This is a genomic window from Sphingomonas sp. 3P27F8 (genome assembly GCF_005502745.1).
Classification (GTDB): Bacteria; Pseudomonadota; Alphaproteobacteria; order Sphingomonadales; family Sphingomonadaceae; genus Sphingomonas.
Map to the genome: position 1 here is coordinate 1 of NZ_SCNL01000007.1, position 18,410 is coordinate 18,410.

Genomic DNA, 18,410 nt, shown 5'->3' on the forward strand with positions numbered 1-18,410 from the left:
CGGTTGTAGGGGGGCTGGCGAGCGTCTCGCCCTTTGACCATTCATAAGCGATCAGGATTACCGCCTGTGCAAGGTTGAGGCTGCCGAATTCCGGGTTGATCGGCACGGTCAGGATCGTCCGCGCCAGCGCGACGTCATCGGTTTCCAAGCCGGAGCGCTCGGGGCCGAACAGGATCGCCGATCGCTCGCCAGCGCTTCGTATCGCGAGCGCCGCCGCTTCCGGTGTCCTTACCGGCTTGGTGACGCCTCGCTTGCGCACCGTCGTGGCATAAACATGCGCGCAATCGGCGACGGCGTCTGCAACGCTCTCAAACACACGTGCCTGCTCCAGCACGATATCAGCCCCGGAAGCCGCTGGCCCGGCAAGCGGATTGGGCCAGCCATCACGCGGGGAGACCAGCCGCATCTCCGTCAGACCGAAATTGAGCATCGCGCGCGCCGCCTTACCGATGTTCTCAGCGAGTTGCGGCCGGACCAGGACGATGATGGGGGGCGGCGGTGCACTCATCCGCGCCCGATCTCCTCGACGGAGCCGGCGAATTCCTCGAAATCGCGGGCCTCGTTGAAATCGCGATAGACCGAGGCAAAGCGGATATAGGCGACGGAATCGAGACCCTTCAGCCCCTCCATCACCATTTCGCCGATTCGCTTCGAGGTGACCTCACCGTCACCGCTAGTCTCCAGCTGCCGCTGGATGCCGGATACGAGCCGCTCGATCGCGATCCCATCGATCGGCCGCTTGCGCGCGGCGATGCCGATCGAGCGGATCAGCTTCTCGCGTTCGAAAGGCTCGCGCCGCTCTTGGCTTTTTACCACTACCAGTTCGCGTAGCTGGATGCGCTCGAATGTCGTGAAGCGGGCCGCGCAGCCTTCGCACTGGCGCCGGCGACGGATCGCCGTGCCGTCGTCGGTCGGGCGACTGTCCTTCACTTGACTCGCATCATGGCCGCAGAACGGGCAGCGCATTTCGTTTCAATCCTTGTAACGCGTAAGGAAAAGCCCACTCAGCGCCCGCATTTCCCATAGCTCGCGCGATGTGGAAAGCGGGCGGCGGAGTGGGCCGTCGCCAGTCAGTCAGATGATGGCGCGATCAAGCCTTGTCGCGACGCGCGTAAGCGACGCCCGCGCCCACGATAGCGCCCAGCACGGGGCCGACAAACGGCAACGGGATCGCAACCACAGCGCCGATCGCGCCATATTTTGCCATCTTCTTACCCAGGCCTGGCGTGTTTTTCACATTGCTTTGCACTTCGTCGATCTTCGACATGTCGTTCCTCACTGATAGACGGGAAAACGAGCGCACAACGCACGAACTCGTTCCCTAACACGCGCCTCAATCTGTGCGTCGCCAGACTCTCCGTTTTTGGCAAGACCATCCAGCACATCGGCGACCATGTTGCCGATGTCCCGAAATTCCGCCGTGCCAAAGCCGCGCGTCGTACCCGCGGGCGAGCCGACCCGGATGCCACTCGTCTTCATCGGCGGCAGCGGATCGTTCGGGATGCCGTTCTTGTTACAGGTGATGCCCGCGCGCTCTAGCGCCTCATCCGCGTCCTTGCCCGTCACGCCCAGCGGGGTGAGATCCACCAGCGCCAGATGCGTATCGGTGCCCCCGGACACGATACGCGCGCCACGCTCGGCGAGGGTGGAGGCGAGGACTTTGGCGTTAGAGATAATAGCGGCGGCGTAGGTCTTGAACTCGGGCCGCAGCGCTTCGCCGAACGCGACGGCTTTCGCCGCGATCACATGCATCAGCGGGCCGCCCTGAAGGCCGGGGAAGACCGCCGAGTTGATCTTCTTCGCGATCGCCTCGTCATCGGTGAGCACCATGCCGCCGCGCGGGCCCCGCAACGTCTTGTGCGTGGTGGTCGTCACGACATGGGCATGCCCAAACGGCGTGGGGTGAACCCCGCCCGCAACCAGCCCGGCGAAATGCGCCATATCGACCATGAACAACGCCCCCACCTCGTCCGCGATCGCGCGGAAGCGGGCGAAATCGATGTGACGCGGATAGGCGGAGCCGCCGGTAATGATGAGCTTCGGCCGGTGCTCGCGCGCCAGCGCCTCGACCTGATCGTAATCGATCAGATGCGTATCGGGCTTCACGCCATATTGGACGGCGTTGAACCATTTGCCGGACATCGCCGCCTTCGCGCCATGCGTGAGATGCCCGCCCGCATCGAGGCTGAGCCCCATGATCGTATCGCCCGGCCTGGTGAGCGCCAGCATCACCGCACCGTTCGCCTGCGCGCCGGAATGCGGCTGGACATTCGCAAAGCCGCAGCCGAACAGCGCCTTCGCGCGCTCGATCGCCAGCTGCTCCACCTCGTCGGAGGGGTGACAGCCCTGATAATAACGCTTGCCGGGATAGCCTTCCGCATATTTGTTCGTGAAGACGCTGCCCTGCGCCTCCAGCACCGCCTTCGAGACGATATTCTCGGAGGCGATCAGCTCGATCTGGGTCTGCTCGCGCTCTAGTTCATGCGCGACACCCTCGAACACCGCGGGATCCGCATCGGCCAGGCCCCGCGTGAAGAAGCCATCGGGCTGCACATCGGTGAGATTGGCGGGATTCGTGCTCATGCTGGCTCCTTCATGGATAGCTTGTCGACGCGATGCTGGTGGCGACCGCCCTCGAACCCGGTCGCGAGAAAGGCTTCGAGGCACGCCTTGGCCATTTCCGGCCCGATCAGGCGCGCGCCCATCGCAATGGCGTTGGCGTCGTTGTGGGTCCGCGCGAGCGCCGCCGACAGCGGCTCGCTGACCAAGGCACAGCGGCACGCCGGATTGCGGTTCGCCGCGATCGAGATGCCGATGCCGGACCCGCACAGCGCGACGCCGCGCTCGACGCGGCCATCGGCCAGCGCGGCGGCGACGGCATAGCCATAATCGGGATAATCGACGCTCGCGCCGCCATCCGTGCCGAGATCGAGCACTTCATGCCCCTCCGCGCGCAGCCATTCGGCGAGCAGGGTCTTCAGCTCGACGGCGGCGTGATCGGATGCAATGGCGATGCGCATCGGCGACGCTTTCCTGGGAGGCGATGGACGGATGCCCGCGCCTTTAACCCCGCCGCCGCGCGAATGCCACCGTTGAAGCCAGGCTTTCTCCTCAGCCGCGCCGCCAGACCATCATTTCTCCGCCCGCCGCCACCGTCCCGCCGCTGCCGACCGGCTCGTTCGCGCCATCGGTGAGGAAGGCGATCGTCGCCGCATCCTCGCCGGGCACATGCGCCAGCGTCCGGTTGCCATCGGGGAGCCGCGCGACGACGACGCCCGATCCGGGGCGCCCGTCACGCGCGTAGAAAACGGTATAGGTTTCGATCGTGGCCGGCCCGGCATAATCCTTCACCAGTTCGGGAACCGGCCCGCGCGCGGCATCCGCCTCCGCCTGACAATCGAACGCATGCGCCTCGCCCGCGCCGGGCAACGGCTCGACACCCAGCACGATCGCATGATTATGCGTCGCGAAGCCACCGTTCGCGAAGAGCAGCCCCGTGCGCCCGTCGCCCGCGCGCAGCGAATCGACCATCTCGGCCACCGCGTGGCTCATGTAATTGCCGATCGGGCCGCCGCCGAACGTCAGCCCGCCGAACACGGTCGCGGGTTTTTCGAGCGGCCAGCCGATCACGCGCCGCGCCATTTTCGGCACGCAGGGGAAACACGAATACAGCTCGGCGAGATCGAGATCACCGGCCGTCACCCCGTTCCATTCGAGCGTGCGCTTCAGGCACACTTCCATGCTCGGCGACTTGTCATAGCGATCGCGCGCCATGAAATCGTCCGCCTCATGCGCCGCCGCGCCGCGCCCGACATGGATGATCCGCCCCTCCGGCACGCCGCGCCGGCGCGCTTCGGCAAGGCTGGTGACGATGAAGCCGGCGCCCTGATTGACGCTCGAATTGGCGACCATCAGCTTGGTGTACGGGAAAGCGATCGGGCGGTTCTCCGCGGTCGGCTCGATCACCTCGTCCACGCTTTTCGGCGCATGAATCCACGCCGCCGGGGTGCTTGCGGCCACGGCGCTGAAACGCGACCAGATCTCGCCGGATTCGCGCTGCCCTTCGGCCAGCGTCTGCCCGTAAGCGGCGCGCCCGGCGTTCTCGTACAGCGGATAGACATCGACCGGCGCGGCAAGGCCGTGGATCTGGCGATAGCCCGGCGCTCGCCCCTTCGCGAGATTGCGGATCGGATTCTGATCCGCCACCGCCGTCTTCGCCGCCAGCGCGGCGCGCTGGCTGGCGGTGCGCAGCGCCTCGCCGCCCGTGACGACCGCGATCTTCACATCGCCGGTCGCGATGCGATTGGCGGCCTCGTTGAGCAGCAATATCGGGCTGTCGCCGTTCGGCCCGACCGATTCATACACGATTCGCGCCGCCGATCCGATCCGGTCCGCCACCTTCTGCGCCAGCGGATTATCCTGCCGGAAGCTGATCTGCTGCACCACCGCGACCGAGCCGGCATCCGCCAGCCAGCCGCCGCCGGCATCGCGATCCGCCTCCTCCAGCGCGGCGACCATCAGGCCGAGCGAATCGCGCCCCTGCATCGGGTCCGCCGGGCGGTCGCTGACCTGCCCGACGCCAACGATCACCGCGACGCGTTCCGGATCAGCCGCCACCTCAGCGCGCCTTCCATACCGGCGCGCGCTTCTCGGCGAACGCCTTCGGCCCCTCGCGCGAATCCTCGCTGGTGAACACGACGATCGTCTCCTTGCGGTTCTGCGCCCAGGCGGCTTCCTCGCGCGCCACCTTGCCGTCCGCGATGCCCTGCGCCATCCGCTTCGACGCCTGCACGGAGAGCGGCGCGTTGACCGCGATGCGCTCGGCGAGCGCGAAGGCCGCATCGAGCAGCCCCTCGCGCGGGGCGACCGCGTTGACGAGGCCGAGCTCCAGCGCGCGCTGCGCGGAAATCGGATCGCCCGTCAGGATCATCTCCATCGCGATCTTCTTCGGCAGCTGCTCCGGCAGGCGGAACACGCCACCCGCCGCCGCGAACAGCCCGCGCTTCGGCTCGGGCAGGCCGAACCGCGCGTCATCCACCGCCACCGCAAGATCGCACGCGAGCGTAATCTCCAGCCCGCCGCCCAGCGCGGTGCCGTTGACGCACGCGATCACCGGCTTGGAGATCGCGTGGCTGACGATCCCGGCGAAGCCCCAGGCCTGCTTGGCCTTGTCATCCGGCGCGAGGCTCTCGCCCCGCGACAGCGCGACCAGATCGGCGCCGGCGCAAAAGGATTTGTCGCCCGCCCCGGTGACGATCACGCAGCGGATCTCGGGATCCTTGTCGGCCGCCTCCAGCGCATCCCCCACGCCTTCGTGCACGAAGCGGTTCACCGCGTTGCGCGCCTCGGGGCGGTTGATCGTGACAAGCATCACATTGCCGCGCGTTTCAACCGTCACGGCGTCATTGCCAAGAGCGCTCATATCCTCTCCTTCAAGCTGCCTGTTCGATGATCCTGTCGCCGAGAAGCGCGGCGACCGCATCCTCCTCCAGCCCGAGCCAGTCCGCCACCACCGCCGCGCTGTCCTCCCCGATGCGGGGCGCGGGGCGCTGATCGGGATCGGGCAGCCCGCCGGATCGCGCCGGCCGCCCCTCGACCAGAAAGGGCGCGTCGATCAGCGGATGCCGCGCCTCGCGGAAGGTGCCGAGCGCGCGATATTGCGGGCTGGCCGGTATATCGACGACGCGCACCATCATCCCGGCGGGGATGCCTGCCGCCTGGAGCGTCGCCGCCACCTCGTCGGGCGCGCGGGTGGCCGCCCATCGCTCCGCCGCCGCGCGATCGCTGCCGCCGGTCAACGCGGCGAGCGCCGCGCGATCCGCGCCATCCCGCAGCGTCACCGCGCACCATTCGTCGTCCCCCGCGCAGGCGATCAGCCAGTCCTCGCTCGTGGCGCCAGGCTCTATCGACAGACCGGCGGCAGCGGCGGCGAGCCCGGCGATCTCCGCCGCCTTCTCGCCCAGCATCACCTCCGCCTGGCTCAGGCTGGCGCTGCCGCCGCGCCCGGTGCGCATCCGCCGGATGAGCAGCGCCAGCACCGCGCACGTCCCGATCCGCGCCGCGACATGATCCGGATAGACGGTGACCGCATCGGAAAAACTTTCCGGCTCGCCGGGATAGGTCCATTGCTTCGTAAGCCCCGCCGCGCAGCGCACCAGCGGCCCATAGCCGAGCCGGGCGGACCACGGCCCGGTCGGGCCGAAGGCGGAACTGTCCACCGTCACCAGCCGCGGGTTCGCCGCCGCCAGCGTCTCGCGATCGAAGCCGAGCGCGGCGAGCGTGCCGGGCTTGAAATTGGACGCCAGCACGTCGGCCTGGCGCACGAGATCGAGAAACAGCGCCTTGCCGCGCGCGGAGCGCAGATCGATCGACAGCCCGCGCTTGTTGCGGTGCCCGGCGGCGAAGGTGAGCGATACCGCCGCATCGTCGCGCGACTGGCGCTGACCATCGGGGAAGGCGCCGTTCTCGACCTTCACCACCTCCGCGCCCATATCGCCGAGCAATCGCCCCGTCTCGCCACCGACGACGATCACCCCCATGTCGAGCACGCGAATGCCGGCGAGCGGCGCGTCCGCCGGCGCCGGCGCCGCGAACACCGGCCGCGCGCCCCCGAACCGCGCGCTGCCGCCCGCCTCCGGGACGCCGCCGGTTATGCCTGCGCGCACGCCATCGATCTCCACCGCGCCGTTCGGAAACGGGAGGCGCAGGCCCGGCGCGATCTCCACCGGCGCGAACGCCTCACGCGCGATCATCTGGGGGGTTTCGATCGCCTCCGCCACATCGAGCAGCGCGGCGGCGGGCACGCCATGCGCCTCCGCCTCCGCCTCGATCTCGGCCCGCGTCTTCGGCGCGAGGAAGCGCACGAACGCCTCCCTCAACGCCGCCGAGCGATAGCGCGTGACGAGCTTTTCCCACTCCGCGCCGGCGAACGCCGCCGGCTCGCCCATCCATTTGAACATGCCGCGCCACTGCCGCGGCGCCAGCACGCACAGCCGCACGAAACCGTCGGCGCAGCGGAAGATCGGGTAGCGATGGCGCTCGTCCGTGCGGGTGCGCGCCATCTTCCACAAGGGGACACCCGATTGCGCGCTGCCCGACAGGCCGTAGCCGGGATCGAGCGCCTGCATCGCCGCCTCCAGCAGCGCAATATCGAGCCGGTCGCCCCTGCCGGTACGCAACCGCGCGATGAACGCCGCGAGCGCCAGATAGGCGATCTGTGGCGCCGCCGTCTGAAACGTCAGTTCACCGGGCGGCAGCAGCGGCGGCCGCCCCGGCAGCCCGGAGCGCGAGAGCCCGCCGGTCAGCGCATGCAGCACCGCGTCGCTCGCCTGCCAGTCCTTCCACGGGCCGTTCTCGCCGAAATCGCTGATCGAAACCACCACCAGCGCCGGGTTCGCCGCCCGCACCGCCTCCACATCGAGCCCGGGCAGCCGCGCTTCGAGCAATATGTCGGCGTCACGAGCCAGATCGAGCAACCGCGCCGCATCGCCCGGAAGATCGATCGTCGCGACCCTTTTGCCGAGATTGGCGGCGGCGAAACCGAGCGCGATGCCGCCCGCCTTCGGGCCGGTCAGGCGATCCGCGCCGCCCCCGCGCGGCTCGATGCGGATCACGTCGGCACCCAGCTCGCGCAGGAAACGGCCGATCGCCCCGAGCGGCCCCGGCACCGCATCGATCACGCGCACGCCCGCGAGCGGCAGGTCCGCCGGCGTCATGACGGCAACACCAGCTCGCGGCGCGCCGCGCTGCGCAGATAGAAATCGACGAATCCGGTTTCGTCGCCACCCGCCGCCGCGACACGATCGTGCGCCGCGATCAACGCATCCGAGAGCGCCGCCCAGCGCGCATCGAGCGCGGTGAGCGTCATCGCGGTGTCGCCGTCGACAGCGTCGCCGAGCAGCGCCCGCATCTCCGCTATGTCGGCAAGGCGCCAGGCTGCCGCCTTCTCCGCTTCCTGCGCGGCGAGCAGCGCCAGCGCGCCCGTGCCGCCGAGCGTGGCGGCGCCGAACGCGTCCCCCGCGCCGATCGCCTGCGCCATGCCGCTGGCGATGACCCCTGCCCCGATCAGCACATGGCCGAGCTGGCTCTGCGCCTCGCCCGACGGATCGGGCGTGATGCCGCGCCCGGCGAGCGCCGCGGCGATCACCGCATCCTGTCGCCGCCCGACATACCACCCCGACAGCCCGAGCACGGGATCGCTGTGCCCACCATCGACGAACTCGCGAAAAGCGGAGAGCCAGATCGCCGCGCCCTTCACCGAATTGAACATCAGCCACCAATCGAGCGCCGCCCGATCGACCTCCAGCCCGCTCGCTGCGCGCCAGATCTCGAGCGCGCGCTCCTGCGAGACCATGCCGCATGCGCTGCCGGCCTGGAAATGATCCCAGATCGGATTGAGCGCCCAGCCGAGATCTTCCAGCGGATCGCCCAGATGCGCCATCTCCCAATCGAACATCGCGAGCATCCGCCCCGCGCCGTCATGCATCATGTTGCCGGAACGATAATCGCCGTGAACGAGCGCGATGCGCTGCGCGGGCGGCGGGGGATTGGCGCGCAGCCAGCGGATCGCGGCGCGCACGATCGGCTGCGGCAGGAACGCATCCTCGCCGATCACGCCTTCCCAGTAATCGAGCGCGATGCGCCAGCATTCGCCCGGCGCCGGGGCGGGAAGGTGCGCCGCGATCGGCGTGCCCGCCGTATCGAGCGCCGCAAGCCGCCCCAGGCCGGTGAAGAACTGCTCGCCAAGCGCCGCCGCGTGATCGCCGAATCCGGCCCGGTCGAACGGGCTTATCACCTGCCCGTCGTCGATCCGCTCCATCAGGAAGAACGGCCGCTCCAGCTCCGCCCCGTCACGCTCCAGCGCCACCGCGCCGGGAACGGGCAGAACGCCCGCCGCGCTCTGATACGCGCGAAACTCGGTTTCGCTTTCGGTTTCGATCAGCCCGGCTTTCGGCTCGCGCCGCAGGATCAGCCGTCGCCGGTCGCCATCGACGAACGCGTCGAAACGATAGGTTTCGCGGCTCGCCCCGCCGGGAATGCGCGCCAGATCGCGGATCACCACCTGCGTGCCCCACACCCGCGACAGATACGCCTCGATCTGCGGGCCGATCATCGGGCGGCATCCAGCATGTCGCGGAAGCCGGATGGTGCATGCGGCCCGATCACCAGTTGCTCGAGCACGCCCTTGCCGCGCGTCACCGTGCCGTCCGGCGCGGTCATCGTCACGCCGACGACCGCCTGGATGTGCAGATGGTGCGGCAGCATCGGATCGAGCTCGGCCGGCACGAAATCCTCGCGTTCCACCGTCACCGCCTCGCCATGATGGCGGCCATGCGCCCAGGTGGGGTGGCCATAGCCAAGGCCGAGCATCTGGAAGGTCGGCCCGATATCGAACGCGACCCTGGTTTCGCCCCGCTCGTCGCGCAGCGACAGCGACGCGCCCGCCGCGTGGCGCGTGCCCTTGCGCCAGTCGATCGCGTAATCCGCCGTTTCGTAATGATGCTCGTCATCCGGGCCGCCCCCTTCGGGCCGCCACGTCGCGCGCCGGTTCCAGAAGCGGCCGTGCGCGTCGTCGTTGGTGTGGCAGTAAAGTTCGCCGCCCTCCATCGCGCACGGGCTCCACAGCCAGAAGAACTGCGGCGCGATCGGCGGGCTGGCGGGCTGCGCATCGGGCGCGCCGATCGGGCGCACGCCCCACGAGCGGTCTCGCGTGCCGAGCCAGCCGTCCACGTCGATCCGCCGGCCGTCCACCTCGATCCAGCCGGTGTAGCGCCCGTTCTGCGTCAGCCGCGTCACATCCATCAGCACGCGCGGGCCGTTGCGGCGCGTGAAGCGCGGCTCCTCCAGCGGAAAGGCGCGGCCGGTGAAGGTGATGTCGGCGCGGATCCGCTCATCGGGCGCATCCACCGTGAGGCGCAGCGCCTTGAGCGGCTCGATCACCTCGATCGCGATCGGGCCGACCGTCGTATCCATCCGCTCCATGCCGAGGCCACGGCTGGCATGCAGATTCACCTGGCGCCCGTCGATCAGCACGCAGAAGGCGGCATCGATCACGTTGATATGCGGATAGACGCCCAGCGCGGCGGCGAAGAAGCCATCCTGCCCCGGTTCCGGTGCATAGCCGTTGAAGAAATAGCGATCGTAGAAATTGCGATCCGTACCCGCATAGGCGACCGGCTCCGCCGTCTGGTGGATCGGATAATCATCGCCCTTGGTAAGCACCATGCCCGCTCTCCTTCAGGGGTCGCGTTCTATCGACGTCGCCCCCGGTTGGACCAGCGGCGGCGGCGCTGTCAATCAAACAATAACAGAAGTTATGCCGCCAGACGCCGCGCCGCCGGCGCACCTCTCGCACCACGCACCAACCGCCCGGGAAGCGCCCCGGTGGGCTCGCCATCGCGATAGGTGATCTGGCCCGCCACGATCGTCGCGACATAGCCGCGCGCGCGCTGCATCAGCCGCCGCCCGCCGGCCGGAAGGTCGTGGATCACCTCCGGCGCCAGCAATGTGAGATTGTCGTAATCGATCACGTTCAGATCCGCGCGCAGCCCCGGCAGGATCATGCCGCGATCGCCCAGGCCGACCAGCGCCGCCGTATCCGCCGCCTGCTGCTTCACCACGAACGGCAGCGACAGTTTCGGCCCGCGCACGCGATCCCGCGTCCAGTGCGTCAGCAGCGAGGTGGGGAAGCTGCCGTCGCAGATCATGCCCACATGTGCGCCGCCATCGGACAGACCGGGCACCGTATCGCGATGCATCATCATCTCGTAGGAAGCATCGAGCGAGCCGTAGCCATAGCTCAGGAACGGCAGATAGAGGATGCCGCGCCCGTCGTTCGAGAGCAGATGATCGAGCGCCACTTCCTTGGGATCGCGCCCCTGCGCCGCGGCGATGGCGGCGATCGTGTGATCCGGCGTCGGCTCGTAATCGGGGCTGTCGGCTCCCAGCGGATACATGCCGCTCCATGCCGCGAAATTGGCCGATCCGAATGGCCCGCGCGGGCTCGGCGCCTCGGCGACGAGCCTCGCGCGCAACGCGGGATCGCGCAGCCGCGCGACCTGCTCCGCGATCGGCAGCCCCGCGATGTCGCGATAGCTCTGGTGCGCGCTGAACGGATTGACCGTGAGATCCAGCCCGAACAGCACACCCACGGCGCGCGCGCTGACCTGCGCCTTCATCGGCAGCCCGGCATCCACCGCCTGCTCCAGCGCAGCGAGGATCAGGCGATAGGAATCGGGCGCCTGATGGCTCTGCGCGAGGCTGAAGCTGAGCGGGCGGCCCGATTTCTCGACGATCCGGCGGAACATCGCGAATTCGCCCGCGGCATCCGGGTGAAAATCGCTGACGAGTTGCAACACGCCCGCGCCGCGCCCGCCGTTTGCGGCGGCAAGCCCCATCGCGATGCCGGTCAGCTCATCCTCCTCCGCCGTCAGCGTGGGGGTGGGCTCGCCGGCCTTGGTGCGGTGGTTCAGCGTGCGACTGGTCGAGAAGCCGAGCGCGCCAGCCTCCACCGCCTCACGCGCGATCGCCGCCATCCGCGCGATATCGTCCGCCGTCGCCGGCTCGCGCGCCACGCCGCGTTCGCGCATCACGTTCACCCGCACCGCCGCGTGTGGCAGTTGCGTCGCGACGTCGAGATCGAAGCGGCGCTGCGCCAGCGCATCGAGATAATCGGGGAAGCTCTGCCAGTTCCATGGCAGGCCGGCGGTGAGCACCGGATAGGGCAGATCCTCCACCCCCTCCATAAGATACACCAGCCGGTCGCGATCTTCCGGCAGGCACGGCGCGAAGCCGACGCCGCAATTGCCCTGCACGATCGTGGTGACGCCATGCCACGACGAGGGCTGGAGCCGCTCGTCCCACGTCGCCTGCCCGTCATAATGGGTGTGCACATCGACGAAGCCGGGGGTGACGATCCTGCCGCGCGCGTCGATCTCCTCGCGCCCGCGCCCCGCGACCCGGCCGACCACGGCGATCGCGCCCCCGGCCACCGCGATGTCCGCCTCGAACGGTTCGCCGCCCGATCCGTCGACGATCGTGCCGCCGCGAATCACCAGATCCCAGGCTGCTTCAGCCATCGCATCTCTCCTCGATTTTCCGGGAGGGTGCGTCCGCCGATCCGCTAAGTCAAATGTGTTAGCGGCCGTCGGTCAGCGCTGCACCAGCGGCGCGAAGCGGGCGACCTGCTTGCCGATCATCCGCAATTGCTCCACCACCGCCGGATCGCTCGCGCCGCCGGTGTCGTCGAATTTGGTGACCTGGCTGTTGATCGCGGCCGCGAACGGCGTCGGCCAACCCCGCAGCGCGTGGACGATCGAGCGCAGCGCCGCGATCGTCGAGCCGGTCGCCTGCCAGCCATAAGCGGTGGCGATCAGGCCAACCGGCATATCGGCGAGATACGGGCGCGCCTCGTCGCGCGCGGTTTCCTCCAGCAGGTCGAGCGCGTTCTTGACCAGGCCGGAAATGCTGCCGTGATAGCCGGGGCTGGCGATGATCATCGCCGACGCCTGCCGCACGGCCTCGACGAACTCGCGCTCCTCCGCCGTCCGCTCGGGATTGCGCGGGTCGTACAGCGGCAGCTTCGCCAAATCCGCGCCGTCGAACATCCGCGTGCGGAACCCCGCCTCGCACGCCGCGCCAAGCGCGATGCGCAACGCCCGTTCGGTGGAGGATACGCCGCCCGTCGTTCCGCCGATCCCCACCACAAGCGGGCGATCGTCCCCGCTTGCTGCTTTCGCTTCCGTCGCCATCGGGCTAAGCCCTTCGCATACGCCGGCCCCTTGCGGCAACTGTCTTATTGAAGTAATACGCCAATGGCCGACCGCCACGACGACGATATGATCCCCGATCCCCACGATACAGGCCGCCTGCGCTACAACCACGCACCCGCGGCGCCACGCGCGCCGCTGCCGGCGTTCGACGCCTGGCAGGACGGGCCGACGGAGCCACCGCCGGAGCCGCCGGTCGCGCCGCACGGGCGCGGGCGCAATATCGGCCGCTGGCTGGTGCGCGGCCTCGCCGGGCTGATCGTCCTCCTCGTCATCGCGATCGCGTGGCTGGCGGTGACGGCGCCGCTTTCCCGCTCGCTCAAGCCGCCGACGCCGCCCTCGATCACGCTCACCGCGTCGGACGGCACGCCGATCGCGCGGCGCGGCGCGATCATCGGCGCCCCCGTCGATGCCGCGAAACTGCCGCCGCATGTGCGCGAGGCATTCATCGCGATCGAGGACCGGCGCTTCTATTCGCACTGGGGGATCGATCCGCGCGGCATCGCCCGCGCCGCCTGGGCCAATGTCGGCCATGGCGGGGTGCGGCAGGGCGGCAGCACGATCACGCAACAGCTCGCCAAGAACGCCTTCCTCGATTCGGATCGCACCGCCGCGCGCAAGCTGCGCGAGGTGATGATCGCGTTCTGGCTGGAAGCGTGGCTGACCAAGGACGAGATACTCTCGCGCTACCTGTCGAACGTCTATTTCGGCGATAACGTCTATGGGCTGACGGCGGCGGCCAAACACTATTTCGGGCGCGCGCCGGACAAGCTGAACGTGGGGCAGGCGGCGATGCTCGCGGGGCTGGTCAAGGCGCCGTCGCGGCTCGCGCCCACCAGCAATCTCGATGGCGCGCAATCGCGCGAGATGGTGGTGGTGGGGGCGATGGTCGATGCCGGCTTCCTCACGAAGGCGGAGGGTGATGCCGTCCAGCCGCAGCGCGTGCTGGCGAAGCGGCCGGAGCAGCTTCCCAGCGGCACCTATTTCGCCGATTGGGTGCTGCCCGAGGCGCGCGATCAGGCGGGCGAGATCCGCAACGAGGCCGTCATCCGCACCACGCTCGATCGCGATCTCCAGCGCACGGCCGAGCGCGTGATCCGGCAGGCCGGGCTCCGCCAGGCGCAGGCCGCGCTGGTGGCGATGACGCGCACCGGCGAGGTCGTCGCGATGGTCGGCGGCCGCGATTACGCCAAAAGCCCGTTCAACCGCGCGACGCAGGCGCGGCGCCAGCCCGGCTCCACCTTCAAGCTGTTCGTCTATCTCGCCGCGATGCGCGCCGGGATGACCCCGGAAACCGAGGTCGATGATTCGCCCGTCGAGATCGCGGGGTGGAAACCGAAGAACGACACCAACGACTATCTCGGCAGGATACCGCTGCGCCGCGCGTTCCAGCGTTCGTCGAACGTCGTCGCGGCGCGGGTTACCGAGCAGGTCGGCGTGAAGAACGTGATCCGCGCGGCGCGCGATCTCGGCATCTCCACCCCGATCGCCAATGAGGCGACGATCTCGCTCGGCACGTCGGAAGTGTCGTTGCTCGAACTTACCGCCGCATTCGCCGGGGTCGCCGACGGACGCTATCCGGTTCAGGCGCGCGGGCTGAAGGACAATAGCGAAAAGCCGTGGTACGCCTCGCTCACCGGCGGCCAGAAAACGATGCCGTCGACCATTCACGACGAAATGCTGGAGCTGCTCGCCGCCTCGATGCGCGGCACCGGGCGCGCCGCCGCACTCTCCGTTCCGGCCTATGGCAAGACCGGCACATCGCAGAGCGGGCGCGATGCTTGGTTCATCGGCTTCGCGGGCGATCTGGTCGTCGGCGTGTGGATCGGCAATGATGACAACACGCCGAATCCGGGGCTGCACGGCGGCGGCATCCCCGCGCAGATCTGGCGCAACTTCATGGTTTCCGCGCTCGATCTGAAACCGGTGGTGAAGGCGCCGCCGCCCGAGGAGATCGATCCCGAGGCGGTGATCGACGACGTGGCGGATAATGTGCTCGCTCCGGTCGCAGGCCAGATACAGGGCCAGGTGCAGGGCGTGCAGGGGCAGCTCAAGGGGCTTGGGATCGATCTGAAGGTGGGACAGGACGGGTCGATCGTGGTCAACCGGGCGCGCGACAACACGCCGCCGCCGCCGCGCCGCGAGGAGCGCGCGCCGCCGCCCGAGGCACCCCCGCGCGACTGAAACCGGCACGGCCGACCCAGCTTCTGATCCAAGCGGGAGAATCGGGTCGACAGCGACGCGCCGAACGGTAGAGCGGGCGTGCCCGGGTCACACGCACGCGCGGATGATCGCAGGCCAGCCACAGCAGCATTAGAGGCGAACCTGATGAGCGACGCGATCCGGCCAAACTCCACCCGCGCCGCGATCCTCATTCCATTCGCCATCGTCACGGTGATCTGGGGCTCGACCTGGCTCGTCATCCGCGATCAGCTCAATATCGTTCCGCCGAGCTGGTCGGTCACCTATCGCTTCCTCACCGCCGGCATCGCGATGCTGATATGGGCGCTCATCAAACGCGAGCGTTTCGATTTCGGCGCGCGCGGCTGGGGCTTCGCGGCGGCGCTTGGCACGGGGCAGTTCGTGCTCAACTTCAACTTCGTCTATCGCGCCGAACAGCACATCACCTCCGGCCTGGTCGCCGTGGTGTTCGCGCTGCTGCTGGTGCCCAATGCCGCGTTCGGGCGCATCTTCCTCGGCCAGAGGCTCGGGCGCCAGCTGATCCTGGGATCGGGCGTCGCGATCGCCGGCGTCGTGCTGCTGTTCATCAATGAGGCGCGCAACGCCCCGCATGGATCCGGCGCGCCGATCATCGGAATCGCGCTCACCTGCTGCGCGGTCCTGGCCGCCTCCAGCGCCAATGTGATGCAGGCGACGGAGCTGGCGCGCCGCTATCCGATGATCGCCACGCTCGCGGCGGCGATGCTGATCGGCGCAGGGCTGGATGCGATCTGGGCGTGGGCGACGGTGGGGCCGCCGGTGTTCGAATGGCGCGCCGGCTATATCGCGGGCGTCCTCTACCTGGGGCTGGCAGGCTCGGCGCTCGCCTTTCCGCTCTATTTCACCGTGATCCGCGCGATCGGCCCGGCGAAGGCGGCATATTCCAGCGTGACCGTGCCGGTGATCGCGATGCTGCTGTCCACCGTTTTCGAGGGCTATCGCTGGTCGCCGCTGGCGATCGGCGGCGGGCTGCTCGCAGCCGTCGGCCTGGTCATCGCGCTTACCGCGCGCAGGCCGGCGCGGTAATCGGGATAAAACGGCACCCAGCCGAGCAGGCGCTTCGCCTTGCCATTCGCCACCCGCCGGTTCTCCGCGTAGAAACCGCGCGCCGCCGGCGACAGCGCGTCCGGCGAAACGAACGGCGGGGGCGGCATGCCGAGCAGCCGGGCGGCATAGTCGATCACGTCATTCTGGCTGACGGGCAGATCGTCGGCGAGGTTATACGCGCCGGGCGGCCCATCGAACCCGGCGATGACGCCGCTGGCGATATCATCGACATGCACGCGGCTGAACACCTGCCCCGCAAGGGCCACGCGATGCGCCGTTCCCGCGCGGACGCGATCCAGCGGCGAACGACCCGGCCCGTAGATCCCCGGGAGACGGAATACGCGCGCGTCGCGCGCCAGCCACGCCGCATCCGCAGCGGCCCGCGCCCCGCGCCGGCCGCCGCCGATCGGCGCGGTCTCGTCCACCCATCCGCCGCGCGTATCGCCATAGACGCCGGTCGAGGAGAGATACCCCAGGGTGCGCCCGCCGATCACATCGCCATAATGCGACAACACCGGATCGCCACCGGCTTCGTCCGGCGGCACGCTCGACAGCACGTGCGTCGCCGCCGCGACGCCGGCGCGCACCGCGTCCACATCGCCGAAGCGGATCGTGCCGTCGCGGCCGTCGCGCGTCGTCCCCAGCACGGGCCAGCCCCCCGCCGCGACGATCGCGCGCGCGGCGTAGCCGAGGCCGAACACGAACAGCCGGCTCACGACGCCATCGGCCCTTTGAAGAGCGTCCCGAAATAATCGCCCCTGTTCCACACGGGCCGCGCATCGGCATCGGCGATCTCGCGCGCGATGCGATAGTTGGCATCGACGAAACGCACCGCCTGATCCCACATGATCGGCAGGGCAAGATCATCCGACGGCTTGTGATAATGTCGCGACATGAACGTGGCCGTCGCGTCCTTGCCCGGCCCCTTTGGCCCCGGCCACAGAAACGCCGCGGGAATACCGCGCCGCACGAAATTGAAATGATCCGATCGCACGAAGATCGCATCGTCCGGCATCGGATCGGGCGAGACGGTTACGCCGATCGCGGCGGCCGCGCGCGCGATCACCGGGCCCAGCGTCGATCGATCGCCGCCGAACGCCACCAGATCCTCGAACCTGTAAGTGAGGATCGACATGTCGAGGTTCACGTTGGCGACGATATCGCCGCGTGCCCCGGCCGGATGCGTCGTGAACCAGGCGCTGCCGATCAGCCCCTTTTCCTCGGCGGTGAAGGCCACGAACATGATCGTCCGGCGCGGCGCCCTTTCCCGGAAGCGCTTCGCCTCCTCGATCAGGCTGGCGATGCCGATCGCATCATCGAGCGCGCCGTTGTTGATCGTATCCCCGTTCGCATCGGGCGCGGTGACGCCGATATGATCGAGATGCGCCGACAGAACCACCACCTCCTTGCCAAGCACCGGATCGGTACCTGGCAGCACGCCGACCACATTGGATGATTGCGCCTTGTCGAATGCGCTCGCCGTCTCGATCGCGAGCGTGCCCGGCAGCGATTGCGGCGCGTAATGCGGGATCTTCTTCGTCGCCTCCCTTGCGAGCGCCGCCCAGTTCATCCGCGCGCCGGCGAACAGCTTCGCCGCCCCCGCTTCGCTGAAGGTGGCGACGATCGGGATCGGGCTGGACTGATGGCCGGCGCCATCCGCCTCGGCATAGACCATGCGCGGCTTCGCGGTGCTATCAAATGTCTGCCTTGCCGCGCCGCCCGGCATTTTGAGCTGGATCACGCCGACCGCGCCCCGCGCGGCAGCCGCCGCGGCCTTGACGTCGATGTCGCCCAGATACGCGCGTTCCTCCGCGTTCAGCATGCGCGGCGCACCGGGAAGTACCGCGACGATCTTGCCCTTCAGATCGAGCCCGGCGAAATCGTTGCGCCCATTGCTGCCACCCGCGACGCCATAGCCCGCGAACACCACCGGCGCCTCCAGCGATACCGCCGCGCGGGCGGGATCGGGCAAGGCGGCATAGTCGGTGCCCGCGACCAGTGTTTCGCGCTTGTCGCCGACGGCGCGCACGACGCGGCTTTTCCCCGTGGTGCGATAGCTGACCAGCGGCACCGCCTGGAGATAGCCGCCATCGTCGCCCCCCGGCCGCAGGCCTGCCGCGTAGAACCGCGCGGCGACATATTGCGCGGCGATATCATATTCGCCGCTCCCCGCCTCACGCCCCTTCATCGCGTCGGAGGCGAGAAACATCACATGGGCCTTGATCGCCGCCTGATCGGGCGGCAGCGGCGCGTCGTTCGCGGCGGTTGGCGCATCCTGTGCGATGGTGACTGTCGACAGCGGAACAAACGCGATCAGGCCCGCGCGAGCCAGCAGGGAGAAAACTCTCATACAGGGGGCGGACTATCATTCCCCCG

Annotated in this window: 16 protein-coding genes; 2 read left to right on the plus strand and 14 right to left on the minus strand. The window is 68.8% G+C overall.

Going from position 1 to position 18,410, the window contains the following annotated elements:
- The 12 genes from FFS35_RS09590 to FFS35_RS09640 all read right to left on the minus strand — a co-directional run.
- The coding region (locus tag FFS35_RS09590) for an RNA methyltransferase (protein ID WP_137786874.1) at positions 1-508 on the minus strand (508 nt) is incomplete at its 3' end.
- Positions 505-966: a transcriptional regulator NrdR gene (gene nrdR / locus FFS35_RS09595; RefSeq protein ID WP_137786875.1), complete on the minus strand. Its 462-nt coding sequence runs from the start codon at positions 964-966 to the stop codon at positions 505-507. The genes nrdR and FFS35_RS09590, both read right to left, overlap by 4 nt.
- A gap of 124 nt (positions 967-1,090) precedes the next feature.
- Positions 1,091-1,267, minus strand: a complete 177-nt coding sequence (locus FFS35_RS19975) for a small multi-drug export protein (RefSeq protein ID WP_171007582.1) — start codon at positions 1,265-1,267, stop codon at positions 1,091-1,093.
- Positions 1,268-1,275: 8 nt separating this feature from the next.
- Complete coding sequence (gene glyA / locus FFS35_RS09600) at positions 1,276-2,583, minus strand: serine hydroxymethyltransferase (RefSeq protein WP_137786876.1); 1,308 nt, start codon at positions 2,581-2,583, stop codon at positions 1,276-1,278.
- Positions 2,580-3,020 carry a ribose 5-phosphate isomerase B gene (gene rpiB, locus FFS35_RS09605; RefSeq protein ID WP_137786877.1) on the minus strand — a complete coding sequence of 147 codons (441 nt, stop codon included), beginning with the start codon at positions 3,018-3,020 and terminating at the stop codon, positions 2,580-2,582. The genes glyA and rpiB overlap by 4 nt, the downstream gene beginning before the upstream one ends.
- Before the next feature lie 91 nt (positions 3,021-3,111).
- Positions 3,112-4,617 (minus strand): acetyl-CoA acetyltransferase, encoded by a 1,506-nt coding sequence (locus tag FFS35_RS09610; RefSeq protein ID WP_137786878.1) that lies wholly within the window; start codon positions 4,615-4,617, stop codon positions 3,112-3,114.
- A 1-nt stretch (position 4,618) separates the two neighbouring features.
- Complete coding sequence (locus FFS35_RS09615) at positions 4,619-5,422, minus strand: crotonase/enoyl-CoA hydratase family protein (protein ID WP_137786879.1); 804 nt, start codon at positions 5,420-5,422, stop codon at positions 4,619-4,621.
- A 10-nt stretch (positions 5,423-5,432) separates the two neighbouring features.
- On the minus strand, positions 5,433-7,715 hold the full coding sequence (locus FFS35_RS09620; protein WP_137786880.1) for a CoA transferase: 2,283 nt from the start codon (positions 7,713-7,715) through the stop codon (positions 5,433-5,435).
- Entirely contained in the window at positions 7,712-9,112 is a 1,401-nt protein-coding gene (locus FFS35_RS09625) for a phosphotransferase family protein (RefSeq protein ID WP_212742191.1), read from the minus strand. The genes FFS35_RS09620 and FFS35_RS09625 overlap by 4 nt, the downstream gene beginning before the upstream one ends.
- Positions 9,109-10,224 (minus strand): hypothetical protein, encoded by a 1,116-nt coding sequence (locus tag FFS35_RS09630; protein WP_137786881.1) that lies wholly within the window; start codon positions 10,222-10,224, stop codon positions 9,109-9,111. The genes FFS35_RS09625 and FFS35_RS09630 overlap by 4 nt, the downstream gene beginning before the upstream one ends.
- An 89-nt stretch (positions 10,225-10,313) precedes the next feature.
- Positions 10,314-12,077, minus strand: coding sequence for an amidohydrolase family protein (locus FFS35_RS09635; RefSeq protein ID WP_137786882.1), 1,764 nt, complete (start codon positions 12,075-12,077; stop codon positions 10,314-10,316).
- A gap of 72 nt (positions 12,078-12,149) precedes the next feature.
- Positions 12,150-12,749: an NAD(P)H-dependent oxidoreductase gene (locus tag FFS35_RS09640; protein WP_137786883.1), complete on the minus strand. Its 600-nt coding sequence runs from the start codon at positions 12,747-12,749 to the stop codon at positions 12,150-12,152.
- A gap of 63 nt (positions 12,750-12,812) precedes the next feature.
- Between FFS35_RS09640 and FFS35_RS09645 the strand changes: the two genes are divergently transcribed.
- A complete protein-coding gene (locus tag FFS35_RS09645; RefSeq protein WP_249341555.1) occupies positions 12,813-14,951 on the plus strand; it encodes a transglycosylase domain-containing protein in 2,139 nt (712 codons plus the stop codon).
- 144 nt (positions 14,952-15,095) lie between these two features.
- Positions 15,096-16,013 carry an EamA family transporter gene (locus FFS35_RS09650; RefSeq protein WP_137786884.1) on the plus strand — a complete coding sequence of 306 codons (918 nt, stop codon included), beginning with the start codon at positions 15,096-15,098 and terminating at the stop codon, positions 16,011-16,013.
- Here the strand turns inward: FFS35_RS09650 and FFS35_RS09655 are convergent.
- Positions 15,923-16,750, minus strand: a complete 828-nt coding sequence (locus FFS35_RS09655) for an NAD(P)-dependent oxidoreductase (RefSeq protein WP_137786885.1) — start codon at positions 16,748-16,750, stop codon at positions 15,923-15,925. The genes FFS35_RS09650 and FFS35_RS09655 overlap by 91 nt on opposite strands.
- Entirely contained in the window at positions 16,747-18,384 is a 1,638-nt protein-coding gene (locus FFS35_RS09660; RefSeq protein WP_137786886.1) for a M28 family peptidase, read from the minus strand. Before FFS35_RS09660 ends, FFS35_RS09655 begins: the two co-directional genes overlap by 4 nt.
- Between the last annotated feature and the right edge of the window lie 26 nt (positions 18,385-18,410).